Origin of the sequence: Kyrpidia tusciae DSM 2912 (assembly GCF_000092905.1) — a bacterium.
Lineage (GTDB): Bacteria > Bacillota > Bacilli > Kyrpidiales > Kyrpidiaceae > Kyrpidia > Kyrpidia tusciae.
The window spans coordinates 1,897,338-1,917,482 of sequence record NC_014098.1 but is presented as its reverse complement, the minus strand read 5'-3'; the positions used below and the strand labels follow the sequence as shown (position 1 = coordinate 1,917,482).

General features: G+C 59.7%; 23 protein-coding genes, 2 tRNA genes and 1 pseudogene. 22 read left to right on the top strand and 4 right to left on the bottom strand.

Going from position 1 to position 20,145, the window contains the following annotated elements; all coding sequences use genetic code 11:
- Nucleotides 1-38 precede the first annotated feature (38 nt).
- Nucleotides 39-132 (top strand) — tRNA-Ser (locus tag BTUS_RS09535).
- 3 nt (nucleotides 133-135) lie between these two features.
- Nucleotides 136-209, top strand: a tRNA-Gly gene (locus tag BTUS_RS09530).
- A 96-nt stretch (nucleotides 210-305) separates the two neighbouring features.
- On the opposite strand, the gene BTUS_RS09525 is transcribed toward BTUS_RS09530, so the two are convergent.
- The 3 genes from BTUS_RS09525 to BTUS_RS09515 form a co-directional block, all read right to left on the bottom strand.
- Complete coding sequence (locus BTUS_RS09525; protein ID WP_013075890.1) at nucleotides 306-488, bottom strand: zinc finger protein 62; 183 nt, start codon at nucleotides 486-488, stop codon at nucleotides 306-308.
- A gap of 128 nt (nucleotides 489-616) precedes the next feature.
- Entirely contained in the window at nucleotides 617-919 is a 303-nt protein-coding gene (locus tag BTUS_RS09520; RefSeq protein ID WP_013075889.1) for a DUF1292 domain-containing protein, read from the bottom strand.
- Nucleotides 920-976: 57 nt separating this feature from the next.
- Entirely contained in the window at nucleotides 977-1,363 is a 387-nt protein-coding gene (locus BTUS_RS09515; protein WP_013075888.1) for a RicAFT regulatory complex protein RicA family protein, read from the bottom strand.
- 456 nt (nucleotides 1,364-1,819) lie between these two features.
- Between BTUS_RS09515 and BTUS_RS09510 the strand changes: the two genes are divergently transcribed.
- Entirely contained in the window at nucleotides 1,820-2,293 is a 474-nt protein-coding gene (locus tag BTUS_RS09510; RefSeq protein WP_123809273.1) for a hypothetical protein, read from the top strand.
- Nucleotides 2,294-2,348: 55 nt separating this feature from the next.
- On the opposite strand, the gene BTUS_RS09505 is transcribed toward BTUS_RS09510, so the two are convergent.
- Entirely contained in the window at nucleotides 2,349-2,789 is a 441-nt protein-coding gene (locus BTUS_RS09505) for an IDEAL domain-containing protein (protein ID WP_013075885.1), read from the bottom strand.
- Between the two features lie 159 nt (nucleotides 2,790-2,948).
- Between BTUS_RS09505 and BTUS_RS09500 the strand changes: the two genes are divergently transcribed.
- The 19 genes and pseudogenes from BTUS_RS09500 (at nucleotide 2,949) to BTUS_RS09415 (ending at nucleotide 19,466) form a co-directional block, all read left to right on the top strand.
- The gene (locus BTUS_RS09500; RefSeq protein WP_013075884.1) at nucleotides 2,949-3,575 is read left to right on the top strand and encodes an LON peptidase substrate-binding domain-containing protein; all 627 of its coding nucleotides are present in this window, start codon (nucleotides 2,949-2,951) and stop codon (nucleotides 3,573-3,575) included.
- The gene (locus BTUS_RS09495) at nucleotides 3,572-3,862 is read left to right on the top strand and encodes a hypothetical protein (protein ID WP_013075883.1); all 291 of its coding nucleotides are present in this window, start codon (nucleotides 3,572-3,574) and stop codon (nucleotides 3,860-3,862) included. The genes BTUS_RS09500 and BTUS_RS09495 overlap by 4 nt, the downstream gene beginning before the upstream one ends.
- A complete protein-coding gene (locus tag BTUS_RS09490; RefSeq protein WP_013075882.1) occupies nucleotides 3,843-4,340 on the top strand; it encodes a cysteine hydrolase family protein in 498 nt (165 codons plus the stop codon). Before BTUS_RS09495 ends, BTUS_RS09490 begins: the two co-directional genes overlap by 20 nt.
- A gap of 99 nt (nucleotides 4,341-4,439) precedes the next feature.
- Nucleotides 4,440-4,601, top strand: coding sequence for a hypothetical protein (locus BTUS_RS18415; RefSeq protein ID WP_013075881.1), 162 nt, complete (start codon nucleotides 4,440-4,442; stop codon nucleotides 4,599-4,601).
- Between the two features lie 163 nt (nucleotides 4,602-4,764).
- Entirely contained in the window at nucleotides 4,765-5,343 is a 579-nt protein-coding gene (gene clpP / locus BTUS_RS09485) for an ATP-dependent Clp endopeptidase proteolytic subunit ClpP (RefSeq protein ID WP_013075880.1), read from the top strand.
- Nucleotides 5,340-6,467, top strand: a complete 1,128-nt coding sequence (locus BTUS_RS09480) for a class I SAM-dependent methyltransferase (protein WP_013075879.1) — start codon at nucleotides 5,340-5,342, stop codon at nucleotides 6,465-6,467. The genes clpP and BTUS_RS09480 overlap by 4 nt, the downstream gene beginning before the upstream one ends.
- 231 nt (nucleotides 6,468-6,698) lie before the next feature.
- Entirely contained in the window at nucleotides 6,699-7,751 is a 1,053-nt protein-coding gene (locus BTUS_RS09475) for a glyceraldehyde-3-phosphate dehydrogenase (protein ID WP_013075878.1), read from the top strand.
- A 201-nt stretch (nucleotides 7,752-7,952) separates the two neighbouring features.
- Nucleotides 7,953-8,379, top strand: a pseudogene (locus tag BTUS_RS19255) (IS607 family transposase).
- Nucleotides 8,380-8,440: 61 nt separating this feature from the next.
- Entirely contained in the window at nucleotides 8,441-9,769 is a 1,329-nt protein-coding gene (locus BTUS_RS09465; RefSeq protein WP_013075877.1) for an RNA-guided endonuclease InsQ/TnpB family protein, read from the top strand.
- The gene (locus BTUS_RS09460) at nucleotides 9,770-10,060 is read left to right on the top strand and encodes a hypothetical protein (protein ID WP_013075876.1); all 291 of its coding nucleotides are present in this window, start codon (nucleotides 9,770-9,772) and stop codon (nucleotides 10,058-10,060) included.
- 141 nt (nucleotides 10,061-10,201) lie between these two features.
- Nucleotides 10,202-11,359 (top strand): cysteine desulfurase family protein, encoded by a 1,158-nt coding sequence (locus BTUS_RS09455; RefSeq protein ID WP_013075875.1) that lies wholly within the window; start codon nucleotides 10,202-10,204, stop codon nucleotides 11,357-11,359.
- A gap of 5 nt (nucleotides 11,360-11,364) precedes the next feature.
- Nucleotides 11,365-12,597 (top strand): tRNA uracil 4-sulfurtransferase ThiI, encoded by a 1,233-nt coding sequence (gene thiI / locus BTUS_RS09450; RefSeq protein ID WP_013075874.1) that lies wholly within the window; start codon nucleotides 11,365-11,367, stop codon nucleotides 12,595-12,597.
- A 31-nt stretch (nucleotides 12,598-12,628) separates the two neighbouring features.
- The gene (locus BTUS_RS18410) at nucleotides 12,629-12,775 is read left to right on the top strand and encodes a hypothetical protein (protein WP_169307958.1); all 147 of its coding nucleotides are present in this window, start codon (nucleotides 12,629-12,631) and stop codon (nucleotides 12,773-12,775) included.
- Nucleotides 12,776-12,893: 118 nt separating this feature from the next.
- Complete coding sequence (locus BTUS_RS09445) at nucleotides 12,894-13,478, top strand: RsfA family transcriptional regulator (RefSeq protein ID WP_013075872.1); 585 nt, start codon at nucleotides 12,894-12,896, stop codon at nucleotides 13,476-13,478.
- Between the two features lie 73 nt (nucleotides 13,479-13,551).
- The gene (locus tag BTUS_RS19100; protein WP_280990920.1) at nucleotides 13,552-13,677 is read left to right on the top strand and encodes a hypothetical protein; all 126 of its coding nucleotides are present in this window, start codon (nucleotides 13,552-13,554) and stop codon (nucleotides 13,675-13,677) included.
- Nucleotides 13,678-13,968: a hypothetical protein gene (locus BTUS_RS09440; RefSeq protein WP_013075871.1), complete on the top strand. Its 291-nt coding sequence runs from the start codon at nucleotides 13,678-13,680 to the stop codon at nucleotides 13,966-13,968.
- A 174-nt stretch (nucleotides 13,969-14,142) separates the two neighbouring features.
- Nucleotides 14,143-17,601 (top strand): pyruvate carboxylase, encoded by a 3,459-nt coding sequence (locus tag BTUS_RS09435; protein WP_013075870.1) that lies wholly within the window; start codon nucleotides 14,143-14,145, stop codon nucleotides 17,599-17,601.
- Nucleotides 17,602-17,837: 236 nt separating this feature from the next.
- A complete protein-coding gene (locus BTUS_RS09425) occupies nucleotides 17,838-18,122 on the top strand; it encodes a hypothetical protein (RefSeq protein WP_013075869.1) in 285 nt (94 codons plus the stop codon).
- Nucleotides 18,123-18,959: 837 nt separating this feature from the next.
- Complete coding sequence (locus BTUS_RS09415) at nucleotides 18,960-19,466, top strand: response regulator transcription factor (protein WP_013075868.1); 507 nt, start codon at nucleotides 18,960-18,962, stop codon at nucleotides 19,464-19,466.
- Nucleotides 19,467-20,145: the final 679 nt, after the last annotated feature.

The window sequence follows — 20,145 nt, the reverse complement described above, 5'->3', positions numbered from 1 at the left end:
GAGATTTGTCCCCGCTTATTTCATGGCCCCTGTCCCGCGGAGTGATGGCCGAGTAGGTCGAAGGCGCTCGCCTGCTAAGCGAGTATACGGCGACGAGCCGTATCGACGGTTCGAATCCGTCTCACTCCGCCATTCGCGGGTGTAGCTCAATGGTAGAGCCCCAGCCTTCCAAGCTGGTTACGTGGGTTCGATTCCCATCACCCGCTCCATGTCGTGGACAATGTAATTTTATCGAAACAATGGATCCCCGAAGAGGGATCCATTTTACTACATGGCCTGTATCGGTGGGATCCCGGCTGACAGAGTCAAGGGTTTTTGCGGCTCAGCGGGTGGAGGGTCACCGTTACCCGGACGGCGTATTCCCGGCCACAGTTCGGGCAGCGCCAGAGGCCGACGGGTTCGGGGTCGTACATCCCCACCTCCAGGTCTTCCGGAACTTCATAATAGTCGTGGCGTTGACAGGTCGGGCACACGACGAAAATCTCCATAATCCGGTCCCCCCTGAGAACAAAAGCCGCATTTCTGCGGCTTCTTGCGATCGATATAATCGGAGTCCCCCGGCCCGAAGAGACGGGGAAAGGCGCCATGGTTATCGAGCCGGGGGTGGACTCCGAGGTCAGTTATCCTCCTCAACAGCGGCTTCATACGCTTGGACGACCCGGTCCCATTCCGCATCGTCTTCAATGTCCACCAAATATTCTTGGCCATCTGCGTCGCTGTCGATGCGGAGGACGACGCCGTCTCCTTCGGGTTCATCTTCGGGCACGAGAACGGCGTATTCCTTACCGCCAACTTCAATCACGTCGACGATCCGAAATTCCCGCTCGTTTCCATTCTCGTCCTCCAGAAGAACAGTTTCGTCATGATCGTGGTCGTGGTGTTCGTCGTGAACATGGTTGTCATGAGGCACGGATGCCATCGACTCCTCTCGGGGAATTCGACTCATCATACCACGTTTTTCCGTGCCTCGGCAACCTTAATCACAACCGCAATCGCGTGGGCCGGGTGGAGGTTCAGGAGGATCCTGCATGGCGGACAGGATGGTCCGGGTCACCTCTTTCAAAAGGTCGTTCACCTGTTGTTGGGCATTCTTGAAAGCGACGACCTCGGGAATGGCATCGAGGGCTTTCAAAATCTCCTCGACGCTTTCCTCGAGGGGCCGCAAGTGTTCTCCGGAGCCGTAGGCTCTGAGGCGGTCCAGCTGTTCCTGTTGTTCCCGGAGTTCCCTCATCAGGGCCTGGGCCTCGGCGTTCTCGCCAAGGGCTTTCTCCGCCTGGCGGTACGCTTCGATTTCCGAAGACTCGGCGATGAGCAGTCCCAGTTCGTAGGCTTGTGCCCACAATTCGTTTACGTCTAAAGCCAAAATCGTTCCCCCTTGACTGGGCCTTTGGACCCGGATAGCCTTCGGACGGTCGGGGCGTCCGGCTTCGTAGCCCAGGATCATCGTATCGTTTCGATTGTATTCGGAGTGGATATCGCGTGCAAGGCGGGTGGGATGGGGGGAAGGAACAGTTTGATGACGTCGCCGGAACGTAAAAATCCGGGAAAAGTGTTGGCTTGACTTGACGGGGACATTAGATTGTTTTTATGCTTAGGGGGGAACGGTAATGGAAAAGGAGGCGGATTTGTTATGCTCGGGGTGGTGGCCGCGGCGGCTGCGATTGTGGCGTTATTGTTTATGTGCGCGTCTTTGACGAAAGAGAACACGGAAGAAGCGGTGCGCAAACAGTATCTGTCTTGGAAACGTTGACGGCGGTCGGCAGGGGGGAGCCCTGCCGCTGCCATGTTCACACGTACGGGGATTCGGGGGGATACGAAGGTGGTGTTTACGTTCACCAAGGCCCGGCCGTACGCATTTTTTTACGAGGAGGCCCACCTGGTGCTCTGGCAGTTCGACCGGGATGGGCGGAGGGACCTTTACGTCTTGCACGAAGGCGTTGACGGCGGGGCCAGTGTCCTCGAGTATCCGGGCGAGACATTCACGGAAAGGGTTTTGGCAGAGGTCGGGGATGTCTTTTTTGTGTCGGTGCACGAGGAGGACGAGGTTGCAGAGGCGGCCCTGGGCGCTTTCTTTGAACACCGGGGCAGGCGCTACGGAGCTTACTACGATCGCAAGGCCGAGACGAACCCGATGATCTGGTTTTTCCGGATGGAAGGCGAACCGGGCGAGGTGGCTGTGGAGCCGCTGAACGACCAAGAACACCGGGAGATTTCCGAAGTGTTCGTCAAGCGGTATGGTCATCTGCTCGACATCCGCCAGGAGGGTTCCGAAATGGAGAAACAGGAGGAATAGGCCGTCTCTGAGGGCGGTTCGCACAAAAAAAAGCCGGGTTTGACCCGGCCATGGGTTACTCTTCCAGCTGGGCAAGGCTTTGCGCGAGGCGAAGGAAGGCTCCCCGGTCCCGGCGTTCCAGCGCTTCATCGATCTGGCGCATCAACTCATCCCGCTTCTGAACGCGTTCCTCCACTTCGCGAATGACTTCCGTCACCGCGGCGGGGAATTGGATTTCGGGCAGGTTGATAAACACGTACAGAGTTTGTTCGCTTTCGAAGAATCGCTGCAGAGACGTCAGGATCTCGGGAGGCTGACTCAGCTTGGTGATCCGTCCGTCGATTGGCAGCCGGGCGATCATGCCGTGGCGACCGATGATGATGAGCGGTACGTGCTCCAGGATGATCGAGGTCATCTCGAGTTGCTGGTGGTGCTGGGAGAGCAGTTCAATGACCGGACCGGCCCCCGGGGGGAGGATGCGGTTTTTCAATGCAAGCAGATGCTCCTTGGCCACCATTGCTCCACCCTCCTTACGGATCATCCGACGAGCAAAGAACTCGTTCTTATGTATCATCATACGCAGAATGGGGCGGACGGACAACCCAAATTTCGCGAAGGATCCGGCATATCCGGTTGAAAATCCAAGCCGTAAAGGCATGAACGGAGGGATTCTCCATTGGAGTGGTTTGACCTCCCGCTGTTTCCCTTACACACCGTGCTCTTCCCCCGCCAGACTCTGGCTTTGCACGTGTTTGAACGGCGATACCGCACGATGATCGAGTGGTGTCTCATGCAAAGAGTGCCTTTTGGCGTGACCTTAATTCAAAGCGGGGATGAGGTCGGCGATGAGGCGGTGCCCCATCGGGTAGGCACAACGGCCTGGATTCAGGAGGTCACTCAATTCGCGGACGGGAGAATGTCGGTCAAGGTGACCGGCCGCCAACGGTTCCGTGTTCTTTATAGCGCCTATGACGGCCCCTGTCTTACCGCCCGGGTACAACCCCTCTACGATGTGGAAGAGCCGTTTCGGGAGATTGAGGCGTTGGTCGCCCGGGTAAGGGCGCAGTTTCACCATTACAACGCTGCTCGTCGACCCCAGAATCAGACCTCTTGGCACATTCCCCGGGATCCTGCCCGGTTGACCTGGCTGGTGGCCGGGACCTTGGAGCTGGACATCATGGAACGGCAGCGACTCCTCGCCTCGGGTAGGGCCAGTGAAAGGCTGCTCATCCTCTCCTCGTGGCTCGAACAAGCCTTGCAGCAGACGAGTCGATCGGAGCCGGGGGGAGGTCGCTGTGGGTGAAGGGAGCAAAGGGCTGGGAGTGGTATCCGTTGCAGGAGTTGGACCGGATTGCGGAGTCCGCCAGGCGGGAAGTGACAGAGTTCGGCCCGGTGCTCCATCGAGAGCGGGAGGTCTGTCAAGCGACAGGCTGTCCCGAAGAGTTGATTGACCGTTTACTTGAAGCGGCGTCGGGGTATTATCAGGCAGTAGGAAGACTGGTCTGTGCCGGTTTGGTGAAGCGATTTACAAGCGAATTTCCCGATGATACCATGAGGACGGAATCTGACGATGGCGGAGAAAGGGCGTGAGGCGATGAAAAAGGCACTGCTGATCACCGATGTACAAGAGGATTTTTTGGGGAACACCCTGGATTACATTGAGACCCTGTGCCAAAAGTACCTGGATGAACATGGCCACGAATATGATCTCATTATTCTCACTCACTGGGTGCACGAAGATAACCGAGGCGAGGATACGCTGTTGTTGCACCACGACAAGGCGGTGGTGGTGGAGAAAACGACGTACTCGGCCCTGACCCCCGAGGTGCGGGACCACCTGGAGAAAGCTCGAATCGAAGAGGTTCACCTGGCCGGAGTGGATTCGGAGACCACGATTCTGGCCACGATGTTTGCCCTCACGGATTCCGGTTACAAGGTGAAGATCCTGCAGCGGCTGTGCGGGTCGTATTTTACCCACGGTTCCAATGCCATGGCGATGAAAGTCATGGGGCAGGTTCTCGGTCATGAGAATATCCTAAACGTGGGCGGGGCCCGGGTTTGGATGTGAGGACCTGTCCAGCTCAGGCCATCGGCCTGGCGAGTGGGGAGAGCATAAACCCTTGGCCGGCATCGCACAATAAGCGAAAAGCGGCGAAGGGGATGGAGCATGTCCTGGATATACTGGGCAGGACTGTACGAGAGCAAGTTCGAAGCCTACTGCGCCGTCATGTGGGTGGAAGGGGATAAACGGATCCATGGACCCAACCCCCCAAAGGAAGTGGAGTTGTACCGGACCAGCCGGGGGAAATTCGGGGTCCGGTTTCGCTAGGGCCGACCGGTTGCCGTCAGTCTGTTCGAGGTATGGGCCCGGGTCAGGCTTGAACGAGCGTCCCTGGTCAAACGATACCGGGGCGCTTTTTCTTTGACCATTTTTGACCTTTGGTGTTCGATATGGCATAATGGGGATAAAGGTCGATGAAGGAGGGGAAAGTATGTATTTTGTACCGATTGTGGTGGAACAGACAAGTCGCGGAGAACGATCGTACGATATTTATTCACGTCTTCTGAAAGACCGGATTATTTTTCTCGGGACGCCCATCGATGACCAGGTGGCGAACTCGGTGATCGCCCAACTGCTCTTTTTGGCGGCCGAGGATCCGGAAAAGGACGTGTCCCTGTATATCAACAGCCCCGGGGGGTCGGTGACGGCGGGGATGGCGATCCTCGACACCATGCAGTATATCCGTCCGGATGTGGCGACGATCTGTGTGGGCATGGCGGCGAGCATGGCAGCGGTGCTACTAGCAGCTGGGGCGAAGGGAAAACGCCGGGCGCTGCCCAACAGCGAAATCATGATTCACCAACCCTTGGGCGGGGTCCAAGGACAGGCGGTGGACATCAAGATCCACGCGGACCGAATTCTGCGGGTGCGGGAAAAGTTAAACCGAATTCTCAGTGAGAGGACCGGTCAGCCCCTGTCCCGGATTGAGGAGGATACCGATCGCGATCGGTTTATGTCGGCGGATGAAGCGAAGGAATACGGCCTGATCGACGATGTGATCCGACAGTGAGCCAGGTGTCGGATCCAAAGCCCCGGCAAGCCGGTGCTTCTTCGGGGCAGGTCCCCTTAAAAGAGCGACTGGCCGAGCGGATTCGCCAGAAAGGGCCTGTGACCGCTTTCACTTTCATGGAGTGGGCGCTGTACGACCCGGCGGGCGGTTATTACATGAGAGAACATGATGTGTTCGGGCGGGCTGGGGACTTTTACACCGCTCCGGATGTTCACCCGGTGTACGGAAAGACCATCGCGGCTTGGGCGGCGCAGCGCGCCCGCCGGTACGGGTGGTCGGACGTTCGAATCGTGGAGTTCGGCGCCGGGACCGGACGGCTGGCGGAGCAGATTTTCGCCGCGTGGCCGGAGGTGGGGATTGGGAGTCTCCGGTATTCCATCGTGGAGATTTCCCCGGCTTGGAGAGAGCACCAGGCCCGCCGATTGAAGAACTGCGGGTCGGCGGTGGATTGGCCCGAGAAGATGCCGAGGTTGGACCGGGGTATAGTGATCGCCCACGAGCTTTTGGATGCGATGCCGGCTCACTTGTTGCGGCGGGGGCCGGAGGGGCTGGAGGAGGCCTGGGTGGATCTGGGACCGGACGGTCGATGGCTTCGAAAGTACGGCCCGGCTTCGCCTGAGGGGCGCCGGGCCTTTGAAGAATGGCGCCCGCGGGTAGCTCCCGAGTGCGGGTTTGAGGTGGCCCCCGGTGCCACGGCCTGGATTCGTCGCGTGTTAAAACAGCTGAGGGAAGGGCTGGTCCTCATTGTCGATTACGGGGATGACGAGGACCGCCTGTACGGGCCGCATCGTCCCCACGGTACCCTGCGGGCATTTTTTCAGCACCGGTGTCTCGATCGGTGGTGGGAGGAGCCGGGGGAGAGGGATATCACGGCGGATGTGAATTTCACGATCTTACGGCGGGTCGCCCAGGCAGCGGGTGGAGAAGTGGTCTTTGAAGGGTCCTTGGGCGAATTTCTGTGGGATGCGGGAATTGCCCGGGAGTTGTCCGATTGCCCAGCGGACCAGCCCTTTGATCCCCGGGCCCGGCGGAATCGCGCGATCAAACAATTGCTGATCCCCGGGGGTCTCGGTGAAGCGTTTCGGGTGTTGGAGATCCGTAAAGGGGTCGATGCGGAATGCTGAAGAAGTTGTCCATCGCTCTTGTGCTGGCCGGCGCCTTGTTTCTGATCATGGGGCTGGCGTTCATCCTCCGGGGGGCGCAACTGTAGTTCGCAGGCTCTGGACTTTGATGGGTTTTCCGATGTTCGCGGAAATGTGACATACTTTTTCAAGGCTCGTGAAAAACAGTATAGAACAATCTGGTGAAACCATGTACAATGGAAGGGAGGAATCTGCGGGTGGGGAGGCAGGTCGATGGCAATTCGAGTCGGCATCAATGGATTTGGACGAATCGGCCGGATGGTTTTGCGGGCGGCACTGCGATTTAGCGACGTGGACATCGTGGCCGTCAACGCCACAGCGGACGCGGCAACATTGGCACACTTGGTGAAGTACGACTCGGTCCACGGTTTATTCCGCGGAGACGTGGAGGCCGGGGACGGTTGCCTGTGGGTGAACGGCCGGGAGATCCGGCTGCTGAGCGATCGGGATCCACTGCAGCTACCCTGGGGGGATCTCGGCGTCGACATCGTCATCGAGGCGACGGGGAAATTTCGGGATCGGGATGGAGCCAGTAAACATTTGCAGCAGGGCGCGAAGAAAGTGGTCATTACCGCCCCTGGGAAAAACGAAGATGTCACCATCGTCATGGGTGTCAACGAAGATGTGTATGATCCTTCCCGGCATCACATCCTTTCGGCGGCCTCCTGTACGACGAACTGCCTGGCTCCGGTGGCCAAGGTAATTCAGGATCGGTTTGGCATTGTTCAGGGCATGATGACGACGGTTCACGCGTATACCAATGACCAGCGGAATTTGGACAATCCCCACAAAGATCTGCGCCGGGCCCGGGCGTGTGGGCAGTCCATCATTCCCACCACCACCGGAGCGGCGAAAACGGTGGGCAAAGTACTGCCGGAGTTAGCGGGTAAGCTGGACGGGATCTCCCTCCGGGTGCCTACTCCGGACGTATCCATCGTGGATTTGGTGGCGACCTTGGAAGCGCCCTCCACGGTGGAAGAGGTCAACCGGGCGTTGCGGGAGGCTTCCCTCGGTCAGATGCGGGGGATCCTGGATTACACGGAGGAGCCTCTGGTTTCTATCGATTTTGTCGGACGCAACGCATCGGCCATCGTGGACGGGCTCTCCACAATGCAGGTGGGAGACCGGATGATCAAGGTCATGGCCTGGTACGATAACGAATGGGGGTACTCCTGCCGGGTGGTGGATCTGGTTCGCTATATTGGGCGGCACGGGTTGGAGCATCAATTGCCCGGGGAGGCCGTGGTGGGCGCATTCGGCGGCTGATCCCGGATCGCTTCGGGTCCCGAGAACGGAGGGAAAGAGCCCTGGACAGCGGTTGTGCCGTTGACCGGGGCTTTTTATAATCGTAACCGAACCGCCGGGCGGTGGGAGGTTGAATACAGCTTTTGGCGTTCTGTGAAGAAGAGAAGTGATTTGCCGAAAATCAACGTCACCTGATAGAATCTGATATAGGGTGATGTTCAGGTGAAGCTCTATTCGATTCGAGAGTTTGCGGAGAAACTTGGCGTCAGCGTCTCCACACTTCGAGCGTGGGACAGGGAAGGCAGGCTGGTGCCTTTGCGAACTCCTACCAACAAGCGCAGATACACCGAGAATATGTTTTATCAAGCGTTAGGAAGTGGCTCACAAGGACCGGCTGGTCCGGTTTGGGTTTGATTTCTTGGAGGACCTGTTTGCACAGTTCGGTTGCGAGATTCTGGTGGTCAACAAGGCCGAGGACATGTCAACGGCCCAGGAACTGGTCGAAGATCTAATAAGCATTGTCCAGCATTTTGCGGTAAAACTGTACGGGGCGCGAACCTACAGGGCGCGGAAACTGACCAAAGCCGTTCGGGAGGAACTATCCGGTGCGACAGACGATCCGACAAAAGAGCCTGCCGCTGAATCGTGAGAAATGGAGGCAGATCGTCGAAGTGGCCGAGGCGTATTCCCGGCAGAAGGACGCCTTCTTGGTGGAGTACGCGCAGGTGAAGTCCCTCAAGGATCTGGGGTATAAACGGAGAATTCGAGATGAACGGGTGGCCGCCGGGTTTGTGAGTCCGTTCGGGCTTCAGGCCCGGCAGTGGAAACTGGCTTTGGAAGACGCCTTATGGACCTTGGAGCGACAGTGGGAAGCGGCGATTGCCGAGGTGCGGGACCATCTTTACCGCAACGGAGGGTTAACCCCGAAGGAACGGGATTACGCCTTCTGGTTGCTGGACAAGTTCGGGGACAGCCCCCGGGATTGGAGAAAGATTGAGGCGATTTTTCGGGATGAGGATCTGGCCGGGAAAAAGACCGAATTGGAGCCGGCCGGGCGGAAGAAGATCCGCCACGGGCTGAAGCGGCTGTTTCGCCGGGTCCTGGGAAAGAGGCCGCGGGTCAGGAAAGCCCGGAGTTTTGTTGTGGATCAACAGATGTACCGAGTGTTCATGGTGGGCAACCGGCAGTATGTGGCGGTGATGGGGTTGTCCCCGGGAAAAAGGATCGTGATCCCCCTTTCCGGGATTCACAAGCTGAGGGGCAATCTGCGGGTGGTTTTGCTGCCGGACGAACAGGCGGTGGAGATTCATATGAGCCGGGAGCCGAAGACCTACCCGGCCGGGGAGGAAGAGGCGGGAATCGACCTGGGAGTCACCGAAGTTCTGACGGACGACTCGGGGAAGAAGTATCGGCCGGAGTACGGCCAGGCCCTGCAAGAGATGTCGGACCACGTGCTGGACAAAGGACGGAAACGCCAGAAGCTGTGGGCGTTGTATCGCAAAAACCGGGAGCGGGACCCGGGAAAGGCCCGGCGAATTCGTCGGCACAACCTGGGGCTGGTGAAACAGCACAAGCGACACAGGCGGTACCGGGCGTGGTGCGAGAACGAGATCAACCGGGCGTTTCGGGCGTTTTTTCGGGAACGCCGGCCAAGGGTGATCGCTTACGAAGATTTGTCCCACCTGCGGGGGAAGGCGAGGAACAAGGGGCTGTCCCGCAAGGTGAGCCAGTGGCAACGGCAGGCGATCCGGGAGCGACTGGAATACTTGTGCCATGTGTATTCCATAACCGATCCGGGACCGGTGAACGCCGCTTATACGAGCCAGACCTGTCCCTGTCCCGGATGCGGGTGGGTGGACGGCAAGAACCGCAACGGCGATTCATTCCGGTGCCAAAAGTGCGGATATGAAGGAGATGCGGACCATGTGGCGGCGACCAATGTGAAGGGGCGTCTTCGCGACCAGGAGATCACAAAGTACACCCCACACAAAGAAGTCAAAAGAATTTTGCTGAAGCGCTACTGGGAGAACCACGCATGAATGAATCAGAGTTCCCGGGATGTTCCCGGGAGGACGGGACAGGGACAGGCCGGGCGGGAGAAAGACCGTGAGGGCGTGCGGGGGTTGGCGAAGGCCGCACGGAACACGGCTTTGACGATGAGGCGCAAGCGGAGCGCCGCCGGGTGGCTGATCCTGGGGGGGTCGGCAAAACGGCCTTCCGGGTTGGCGAAACCGATCCCTGTCCTGCCGGTGGGAGACGCGCAAGCGTCGAGGGACCACCCCGCCGTTTGGAAACTGTCGGTGCCGGACTCTGGTCGGCGGACGGCCTGATGGTACTGTTTCGGGCGGGACTCCAGATGCTCGGCCCCAGGGCCTCGCCAATCGGGTCTTCGGGGAGCAGCCAGCCTCTCGGAGAGCGTAAACTGTTTTGCTGTCAAATCTGTCAATGTTTGATAGAAGGTGATAGCAAAAATGAAACAGGTGAAGCGCTTGATCTATCTAGACAACAGTGCGACCACGCGGCCGCTTCCGGAAGTGGTGGAGGCGGTAACGGCTGCACTGCGGGAGCAATACGGCAATCCTTCTTCGGCGCATGGCCTGGGGTTGGCGGCGGAGGACGTGATAGAGGACGCCCGGGCGGATGTGGCCCGGTTGCTCGGCGTCAAAGCGAAGGAGATCGTATTCACCTCCGGGGGCACCGAGGCGATTAACGCCGCCCTGGTGGGGACGGCCCTGGCACACCGGGGACGGGGAAAGCACATCGTGACCACGGCGGTGGAGCACGCCGCCGTTCTGGAAACCTGCGGTTTCCTGGAACAGGTCGGTTTCGAGGTCACCCGGGTCCATCCGGAACCAAACGGGGTGGTGGATGCCCGGGCGGTGCTTGGGGCGTTGCGGGAAGACACGATGCTGGTCTCGGTGATGCACGTCAACAACGAGACGGGAGCGATTCAGCCGGTACAGACCCTGGGCCAACAGCTCAAGCGCTTGCCCAAGGTCATTTTTCATATTGACGCGGTCCAGTCCTTTGGCAAATTACCCGTACCCTTGACCGGAGTCGACTTGATCTCTCTCAGCGCCCATAAAATCCACGGTCCCAAAGGAGCAGGAGCGCTGTATATCCGGGAAGGCCTGAAATGGGAGCCGCTGCTTCACGGCGGGGGCCAAGAGGCGGGGCGGCGCTCGGGAACCCCGGGGGTGCCGGCTATCGCCGGAATGGGGGCGGCCTGCCGGTGGTGGCTGGCCCACGGGCGGGAAGCCGTCCGGCAGTTGTCGGAGCTTCACGCGGCCTTTATCGAGGTGTTGCGGCAAAAGGTGCCCGAACACAGGCTGAATTCACCCCCAGACGGGGCGCCTCATATCGTGAACCTGTCTTTCCCCGGCTTTAAAGGAGAAGTTTTGGTGCACGCTTTAGAGGAACGGGGGGTTTACGTGTCCACCGCTTCAGCCTGTTCCTCCAGATCGGCGAAGGGCAGTCACGTTCTCCGGGCGATGGGAGTGGCGCCGGAGGTGAACGAAGGGGCGCTGAGATTCAGTTTTAGCCCTTTCAACACTGTGGCCGAAGTGGAGGAGGCCGGGGCGGCCTTGGCCGAGGTGGTGAAAGAACTGCGGCCGATGATGCGGAGGTAGGCGGGATGTATCGATTGTTGCTGGTGCGGGAAGGCGAGGCGGCGCTTAAGGGAAAGAACCGGTCCTCTTTTGAGCGCCGTTTGTTGGACAATATAACAATGGCTTTGCGGCCCTTCGCGGAGGCGCGAGTGTACCGGTCGGACGGGAGGGTGTTGGTGGACGTGGGAGGACATCCCTGGGAAGAGATCGCCCAGGCCGTATCCCGGGTTTTCGGAGTGGTCTCCCTCAGTCCGGTGCGGGTGGCGGGGCACGACCTAGAGGACATCGAAAATGCCGCCGTGGAACTGATGGAGCAGGTGGTGCAAAAAGCTGGGGGCAGTGGGAACAGTACGAATCAACCGTTGACGTTCAAAGTGGAGGCCCGGCGGGCGTTCAAAGGCTATCCCCTGACCTCGCCGGAGATTAGCCGCCGGCTGGGGGGGGCGCTGCTTGCCCGGGTTCCCGGGTTGCGGGTGGATGTCCACGAGCCCCAGGTGGAACTGGCTGTGGAGGTTCGACCGGAGGAAGTGTACCTGTTCGCCGAGAGGATTCCCGGGCCGGGGGGACTCCCGGTGGGGGTGAGCGGACGGGCGATGCTACTGTTGTCCGGGGGGATCGACAGCCCGGTGGCGGGCTGGATGACGATGAAACGGGGCGTTCAGGTGGAGGCGGTCCATTTTGATAGTTATCCTTTCACCAGTGAACGGTCCAGGAGAAAGGTGGAGCAGCTGGCTGACCTCCTGGGGGCTTTTGAGGGCGGGATGACCTTGCATGTGGTTCATTTTACCGACGTCCAAAAGGCCATCCGGATACACTGCCCCGAACCCTTCTACGTGACGATCATGCGGCGGATGATGGTGCGGATCGCCGAGCGCATTGCCGCCCGCCGACGGGCTTTGGCCTTGGTGACCGGGGAAAGCCTCGGCCAGGTGGCGAGCCAGACCCTGGAGAGCATGGTGGCGATCAACGAAGTCGCGACCCTTCCGATTCTGAAGCCCCTGGTGGCCTGGGATAAAGTGGAGATCATCCGCCTCGCCCGCAGCATCGGGACATACGAGACCTCGATTCAACCTTACGAGGATTGCTGCACGATTTTCACGCCGCGAAACCCGAGCACCCGGCCCCGGTTGGACCAGGTTCACCGGGCGGAGGAGAAGCTTGACGTCGAAGCGTTGACGCGTGATGCGGCAGATCGCGTAGAGTCAGCAATATTTGGGAGGAACTGGTCGCCGGCGAGCTCCATGGACGGGGCATACTAGAGCTGACCCACCATCAGAAGGAGGGGTCTTCATGGGAGCAGCAGGGCGATGGATGCGCACCCTTTCCACGGTGCTGGGGATCATCGGCGGGATCATGACTGTCCGCTCGGCGTTACTGCGCCGGCGGCAAAGTCCGGCCCAGGCGTGGATCGGACGCCTGAGACGGCGGATCATGTAGGGGCTCGGGGGATTGCGAGGGCGGGTCGGCAGACCCGCCTTCTTTTTAAGGTGCGAGGTTTAAGAATTCGGAAGGAGGGGTATACCGGGGATAGATCACGGAATATGGGGGATTCTGCATGAAAATGATGCGACAGGATGCCTGGACGGCGGAAGACGATACCCGCCTGGCGGAAATCGTGCTGCGGCACATCCGGGAAGGGAGCACTCAACTCGCCGCCTTTGAAGAAGCGGCGGAATTGTTAAATCGGACGGCGGCGGCTTGTGGATACCGCTGGAATGCTTGTATACGAAAACATTGTCAGCCGGCGATTGACGTGGCGAAAAGGCAGCGCAAAGCCCGGGGGGTTCCTTGGCGCCGGGCGGCGGATTGGGAACGGGCCCGGGAAGGGGGCGAAGCCCAGCCTTCTTTATCGTGGGGGGGCGTCATTCGTTTCCTGCGCCAGTATAAGCAAGAGTATCAGGGGCTGTACGTCCGGGTGAAACAGTTGGAACGGGACCTTGAGCGCGCCCGGGAGGAATTGTCCGTCCTGCGGGAAGAGCGGGAAGAGTTGGCCGAAACCTGCGAGCGCTGGAAACAGCGGTACCAAAGTTTGTCCGACGATTACAGGACGATGCTTGGCATCATGGACCGGGCGGAGCGAAATGTCCGGGCGACAGAAGTGTGTCTGCGGGCGGTGGGGGAGACGGAATCGTCCGACTGACACCGCATGGGTCGGCCTCAACCCTTGCTCTTGGGCAATGCCGGCATCTTATTGTATACTGGAGCCCAGGAGGTTGAATACAGCTTTTGGCGTTCTAGAGGTGAAGGGGCGTCTTCGCGACCAAGAGATCACAAAGTACACCCCACACAAAGAAGTCAAAAGAATTTTGCTGAAGCGCTACTGGGAGAACCACGCATGAATGAATCAGAGTTCCCGGGATGTTCCCGGGAGGACGGGACAGGGACAGGCCGGGCGGGAGAAAGACCATGAGGGCGTGCGGGGGTTGGCGAAGGCCGCACGGAACACGGCTTTGACGATGAGGCGCAAGCGGAGCGCCGCCGGGTGGCTGATCCTGGGGGGTTCGGCAAAACGGCCTTCCGGGTTGGCGAAACCGATCCCTGTCCTGCCGGTGGGAGACGCGCAAGCGTCGAGGGACCACCCCGCCGTTTGGAAACTGTCGGTGTCGGGCGCTGGTCGGCGGACGGCCTGATGGTACTGTTTCGGGCGGGACTCCAGATGCTCGGCCCCAGGGCCTCGCCAATCGGGTCTTCGGGGAGCAGCCAGCCTCTCGGAGAGCGTAAACTGCTTTGCTGTCAAGTCTGTCAATGTTTGATAGAAGGTGATAGCAAAAATGAAACAGAACAAGACCGGGAGGGGGGCCGTCATGCAAGAGATTCGTCCATTCTCGAAGCTCCTCGTCGCCAACCGCGGAGAGATCGCCATCCGCGTCCTTCGGGCGGCGACGGAACTTGGCATTCATACGGTCGCGATTTATTCGAAGGAAGACAGCTTGGCACTGCATCGCTATAAGGCGGACGAGGCCTACCTCATCGGAGAAGGCAAGGGGCCCGTGGAGGCATATCTCGACATCGAAGGCATCATCGCCTTGGCGAAACGCTTAGAGGTCGACGCCATCCACCCGGGTTATGGATTTTTAGCCGAGAATGCCCGCTTCGCCGCTCGTTGCGAAGAAGAGGGCATTGCGTTTATCGGGCCGCGGCCTCAGCATCTGGAAGCTTTCGGGGATAAGGTGACGGCCCGCCAGATGGCGGTGGAAGCGGGACTGCCGGTGATTCCCGGCACCCCGGAACCTGTGCGCCAACTCCAGGACGCCCTGCGATTCGCCCGGGAGCACGGCTTTCCTTTGATTGTGAAGGCTGCTGCCGGCGGCGGCGGCCGGGGCATGCGGGTGGTGCGCCACAAAGAAGATCTGGAAGAGGCCCTGAGGATGGCCCGTTCAGAAGCGGAAAAGTCTTTCGGGGACGGCACGGTGTATCTTGAAAAATTCCTGGAGCACCCGAAACACATCGAGGTGCAGATCCTGGGGGACCGGCACGGCAATCTGGTGCATTTATTCGAGAGGGACTGCTCGATCCAGCGCCGTCACCAAAAGGTGGTGGAAATCGCCCCGGCCCTGACGTTGACCGAGCCCCAGCGCCAGGCGATTTGCGACGCGGCCCTCCGGCTGATGCGCCGGGCGGGGTACGTCGGCGCCGGAACGGTAGAATTCCTGGTGGCCCCGGACGGGTCGTTCTATTTTATCGAAGTGAATCCGCGGATCCAAGTGGAGCACACCATCACCGAACTGATCACCGGCGTGGATTTGGTCCAGGCCCAAATCCTCATCGCCCAAGGGTACCGCTTAGATGACCCGGCCATCGGCATCCGGAGTCAGGAGTCGATCCACCGCCGGGGCTATGCGATCCAATGCCGGGTGACCACTGAAGATCCGGACAATCATTTTGTCCCCGATACGGGCAAAATCCTCGCGTACCGCAGTGCGGCGGGGTTCGGGATCCGCCTGGACAGCGGCAACGGCTACGCCGGGGCGGTGATTCAACCATACTACGATTCCCTGCTGGTCAAAATCTCCGCCTGGGCCCTGACGTTCGAAAGCGCGGCCCACAAGATGCTGCGTTCCCTTCGGGAGTTTCGCATCCGGGGGGTCAAGACGAACATCCCCTTTCTCGAAAATGTCGTCCAGCATCCGGATTTTCTCGCCGGGCGGTGCGATACCTCGTTCATCGACGGACATCCGGAGCTGTTCCGGACGGCGAAAAAACGGGACCGGGGGACCAAATTACTGCAGTTTATCGGGCGGACCACGGTGAACGGCCACCCCGGCATCAAAAAGCCTGAGAAAAAACCGCGGTTTCGGCAGGTTTTGGTTCCGGATTTTCCCGATGTGGCCCCAAGTGAAGCCAAGGGGATCCTGGATCGGGAGGGGCCCGAGGCCCTGGCCCGCTGGGTGATGGAGCAAAAGCCCCTTTTGGTGACCGACACGACGTTCCGGGATGCCCATCAGTCCCTTTTGGCGACCCGGGTGCGGACCCAGGATTTACTCCGGGTGGCGGAGGCGACGGCTAAGGGGCTTCCCCAGCTTTTTTCGTGGGAGATGTGGGGCGGCGCTACCTTCGATGTGGCGATGCGATTCTTGAAGGAGTGCCCTTGGGAGCGCCTTGCCCGGATGCGGGAGGCGGCTCCGAACGTTCTTTTTCAGATGCTCTTTCGCGGTGCCAACGCCGTGGGATACACAAACTATCCTGATAACGTGATCACCGCCTTTGTGCGGGAGGCCGCCCGATCGGGAATCGACGTGTTCCGGATTTTTGACAGCCTGAACTGGCTGCCCGGGATGGAGTTGGCGATCGATGCGGTGCGTCGGGAGGGGAAGGTGGCCGAGGCGGCGCTGTGTTATACCGGGGATATCCTCGATCCAAAACGGGACAAGTATACGCTGAAGTATTATGTAAACCTAGCGAAAGACCTTGAGCGGGCCGGGGCGAATATACTGGGGATCAAAGACATGGCCGGGCTGCTCAAACCTTATGCCGCAGAAGTCTTGATCCGGGCGCTAAAGGAAGAGATCGGCATACCGATTCACCTTCATACCCACGATACGAGCGGCAATGGCGTGGCCATGCTCCTGAAGGCCGCAGAGGCCGGGGTGGATATTGTGGATACGGCGATCAACAGCGTGAGCGGTCTGACCTCTCAACCCAGTATGGGGGCGGTGGTGGCGGCCCTGCGTTTTCAGGAGCGGGACACGGGCATCGATCTCGGGGCGGTGGACCGCTTAAGCCACTACTGGGAAGTGGTGCGGTGCTATTATGAGCCCTTTGAGAGCGGGCTTCGGGCGCCTTCCACAGATGTCTATTATCATGAAATGCCCGGTGGACAGTTTACGAATCTCCGCCAGCAGGCCGAAGCGGTGGGGCTTGGCACTCGTTGGGATGAGGTGGTGCGGGCGTACCGGGCGGTGAACGATATGTTCGGGGATATCGTCAAGGTGACACCCTCGTCCAAGGTGGTGGGGGATCTCGCCCTGTTTATGGTTCAAAATGGCTGGTCCCCGGAGGATGTGATCACCCGAGGGGAGACGGTGGATTTTCCCCAATCGGTGGTGGAGTTTTTCCGGGGGTACATCGGCCAACCGCCGGGAGGGTTTCCGCCGGAGCTCCAGAAGGTGGTTCTCAAAGGTAAGGAACCGATCACCTGCCGGCCGGGAGAGCTGTTAGAGCCTTTTGATTTTGCGGCGGCGAGGAGGCATCTGGAGGAGAAGTTTGGACGGGCCTTCTCGGATCGGGACCTGCTGTCCTATGCGCTGTATCCCCAGGTGTTTGAGGAGTTTGTGAGGCATCGGGAGGAATTCGGAGATGTGTCGGTACTGGATACCCCGACATTCTTCTACGGTCTGCGCTTGGGCGAGGAGATCACCGTCGATATCGAGCCGGGAAAGACGCTGATGGTGCAGCTGACCTCGGTGGGGGAACTCCGGCCGGACGGCACGCGGGTGGTTTATTTTGAACTCAACGGCACGCCCCGGGAAGTGACGGTGCGGGACGAAAGTGCCCAAGTGCTCGTCCAAGAGCGGCGGAAGGCCAACCCCGTAGTGCCCGGGGAGATCGGGGCCACGATGCCCGGCAAAGTGAGCAAAATCATGGTGGAACCCGGAGATGAGGTCCGACGGGGAGAGCTGCTCATGGTGACCGAGGCGATGAAGATGGAAACGGCGCTCCAGGCTCCTTTTGACGGACTGGTGCGGGAGGTGCTGGTGAAGGAATTGGATTCTGTCGAGGCGGGGGATCTGTTGCTGGTGATGGAGAAGGTGGCCGGGCAGTAAGTGCGAATGCTGACAGTTTCGGTGCGGCGGGGCGATCTTCGCGTGGCGGGCAGGAAGGATGGAGCCGGGCGGGGGGAGGAGGCGCCCCGCGCGAACCGCCGGGCGGCGACACGGCCGACGGATGGCTGTGTGGAGCAAAAACCGGCACGCGGCCCAAGTTCATCGGGACAGATGTCGGTGGCAGTGGCCCCTGAATATCCTGGTTAGCGGACGCAAACCTAGGGGAAAGGGGCTGCGTGGGGTTGTTTGCGAGCACCTTTGATTTGAATTGGGACCTGTTGTGGCAGGATGGCTTGAAGAAAGTGAAGGAAGTGCACGACGACGATCTCGATCGGATGGAACGGTACCTGCGAGTGTTGGATCGAATGCACGAGATGATGATGCGCCGGGAGCAGCTTTTGATGATGATGCATTATCGCCAGGTCATGATCCGCTATAACGAGATGGCGGTGACGCACATGATGCACGGCCACCATCCATATCACAAGGCGATGGCAGTCGCCCAGGCGCATCATTATTGAGAGGGACGAAGATGATGAGTGGGGGTTTTTGGCGCGCCTCGCTAAGGGGCGGGCCGACCAGGCGGCCTTTGGGCCGCTTTTTTGGTGCGGCGTGCCCGGCCGCTCGTACGACACCATGACCGCGCCAAGTCCCTGATTGGCAAAGAGCCCTGGCTTCCGCTTCCGCTCATCCCCGCCGGTCTGTCGACCGACACAGGCGGCCAGTCTGCCGCGCTCACGATCAGGGCGATCAAACCGAGAACGGTCGATCGTCTCATCATCCCCTTCCAACCTATCATCGTCACTCCCCCTGTCCGCTGTTTCGTCACTGGAAACGAACCCGCCGGTGATCACCATCCTTGCGGCCGGAAGGTCTCGTTGCCAAGGCCGTCCCGGCTTCGGCCCGGACATCCGCATCTTTGCCGGCAACGAGCGGTACCCATGGCGGCCGCCTGCCGACATCCGCCCCGGGCACGCGGAACACGGACCGGTGGGGCCTGAGACGTCGGGTGGACCACCCGAGTGAACCGCGGAAAGTTTCAATTGACATGAATTCCTGTTTTGGATAACTTCCAAGTAGAAAAGGGGAAGCGATGGCTGAGTCCCATCATTCGGGATGTTAAATTTTATGAAAACACGGATGTTTTCATGTTCCGTTTCTGGACGTCGCCGGCAAACGGGCCGGAAGATGGCCCTGTGTGTCCGGGGGTGGCGACCGCCTACAAGCTCTGGATCAACCGGAACATGGCTGTGGCAAAGGGCGTGGCAACCGGCCGTCGGGATATGGAGACGGAGGGATATTCTTGAGGGCGGAGCGATCGGTTCCGGGGATCATCGGAATGGAAAGGAGTTCTGGGCATGAACGAGGAGCAAAAGGTGCTGGTTGTGGATGACGACGAAGAACTCCGCGAATTGGTGGAACTGTACCTGCGAAGCCACGGGTACCGGACGGCGTCGGCGGAAAACGGCAGGCGGGCGTTGGAGCTGTTGTGTCGGGAACAGCCCGACCTCCTGATCCTGGACGTGTTGCTTCCGGATGTGAACGGCGTGGAATTGTGCCGGATGATTCGCCGAAGCTCCGACGTGCCGGTGCTCTTCTTAAGCTGGAAGGGAACACCGGGCGATATTGTGGCCGGGCTGGAGGAGGGCGGGGACGATTATTTGACGAAGCCCTTCGACCCCATGGTTCTGGTGGCGCGGGTCAAGGCCCGGTTGCGGCGGCCGGGGAGCGCGCTGAATCGGGGGGCGGGGATGGGAAGCGTTCAATTTGGAGATGTCGAAGTCAACTTCCGCTCTTTGGAGGTGCGGGTGGCCGGCAAGCGGGTGGATCTGTTTGCCAAAGAACGGCAAGGGAAACACGGTTAAGACCGGGCCCATGTATGCCCGAGTGTTCGCACCGCCCCCAAATTGCACCGGCCTGCGGTCTTTTCGTGTGCGACCGGCGGGGCGCCCTCCATTCGCTCCTGGTTGATCCCTCGTTGACCGAGTCAACAACGGATACCTCCAACAGAAGGCGGTCCGCTGCCGGTTCGGAGACCATGGTTTCTTTGGTTATTGACGGGCCGATGTTTGTCCGCGTTTCCCCACGGATACTCAGCACCGTAAAGAACTCGTCTCCCCTCAGAATAGAAAACGGCTCACCGTATGGTCGGGACCTCGACATGACGGGATTTCGGCAATCCGGGGCAACCGAGGTCGGATGTGGACAGAACCGACCGGGGGCTCCGGAACTTTTTTGTTTGTAAAGACGGAAGAGTCACGATGATTTTTAACTGGTTTTAAGGTTGAATCCCTATAATCATAGGGTGTCGCGGGCACCCGACGACCCGGAACGGGGCCGCGAGGGCTCAGGAGTGAAACCGTCCCGTTGATGAGCGATAAGGGTATCCAGGTCTCCCGCGGTGATCCGGGTAAAAGGAGAAAGAGATGTGAAAGACGCCGGAGGGGGCCATGATCGGCGGACGGGCCAGTCAGGAGCCAGGAATGGAGGAATGGAGGGAAACGAAAAGAATGGATCGCGACAACAGAATAAAGACAGGCCGAA

Excerpts from the sequence above, each read along its gene's own strand:
- BTUS_RS09525 (WP_013075890.1), bottom strand. The coding sequence starts at position 488 with ATGGAGATTTTCGTCGTGTGCCCGACCTGTCAACGCCACGACTATTAT.
- BTUS_RS09520 (WP_013075889.1), bottom strand. The coding sequence starts at position 919 with ATGGCATCCGTGCCTCATGACAACCATGTTCACGACGAACACCACGAC.
- BTUS_RS09505 (WP_013075885.1), bottom strand. The coding sequence starts at position 2,789 with ATGGTGGCCAAGGAGCATCTGCTTGCATTGAAAAACCGCATCCTCCCC.
- BTUS_RS09490 (WP_013075882.1), top strand. The coding sequence starts at position 3,843 with ATGGCGGAGAAAGGGCGTGAGGCGATGAAAAAGGCACTGCTGATCACC.
- BTUS_RS18415 (WP_013075881.1), top strand. The coding sequence starts at position 4,440 with ATGTCCTGGATATACTGGGCAGGACTGTACGAGAGCAAGTTCGAAGCC.
- clpP (WP_013075880.1), top strand. The coding sequence starts at position 4,765 with ATGTATTTTGTACCGATTGTGGTGGAACAGACAAGTCGCGGAGAACGA.
- BTUS_RS09475 (WP_013075878.1), top strand. The coding sequence starts at position 6,699 with ATGGCAATTCGAGTCGGCATCAATGGATTTGGACGAATCGGCCGGATG.
- BTUS_RS09460 (WP_013075876.1), top strand. The coding sequence starts at position 9,770 with ATGAATCAGAGTTCCCGGGATGTTCCCGGGAGGACGGGACAGGGACAG.
- BTUS_RS09455 (WP_013075875.1), top strand. The coding sequence starts at position 10,202 with ATGAAACAGGTGAAGCGCTTGATCTATCTAGACAACAGTGCGACCACG.
- thiI (WP_013075874.1), top strand. The coding sequence starts at position 11,365 with ATGTATCGATTGTTGCTGGTGCGGGAAGGCGAGGCGGCGCTTAAGGGA.
- BTUS_RS18410 (WP_169307958.1), top strand. The coding sequence starts at position 12,629 with ATGGGAGCAGCAGGGCGATGGATGCGCACCCTTTCCACGGTGCTGGGG.
- BTUS_RS09445 (WP_013075872.1), top strand. The coding sequence starts at position 12,894 with ATGAAAATGATGCGACAGGATGCCTGGACGGCGGAAGACGATACCCGC.
- BTUS_RS09440 (WP_013075871.1), top strand. The coding sequence starts at position 13,678 with ATGAATCAGAGTTCCCGGGATGTTCCCGGGAGGACGGGACAGGGACAG.
- BTUS_RS09435 (WP_013075870.1), top strand. The coding sequence starts at position 14,143 with ATGCAAGAGATTCGTCCATTCTCGAAGCTCCTCGTCGCCAACCGCGGA.
- BTUS_RS09415 (WP_013075868.1), top strand. The coding sequence starts at position 18,960 with ATGAACGAGGAGCAAAAGGTGCTGGTTGTGGATGACGACGAAGAACTC.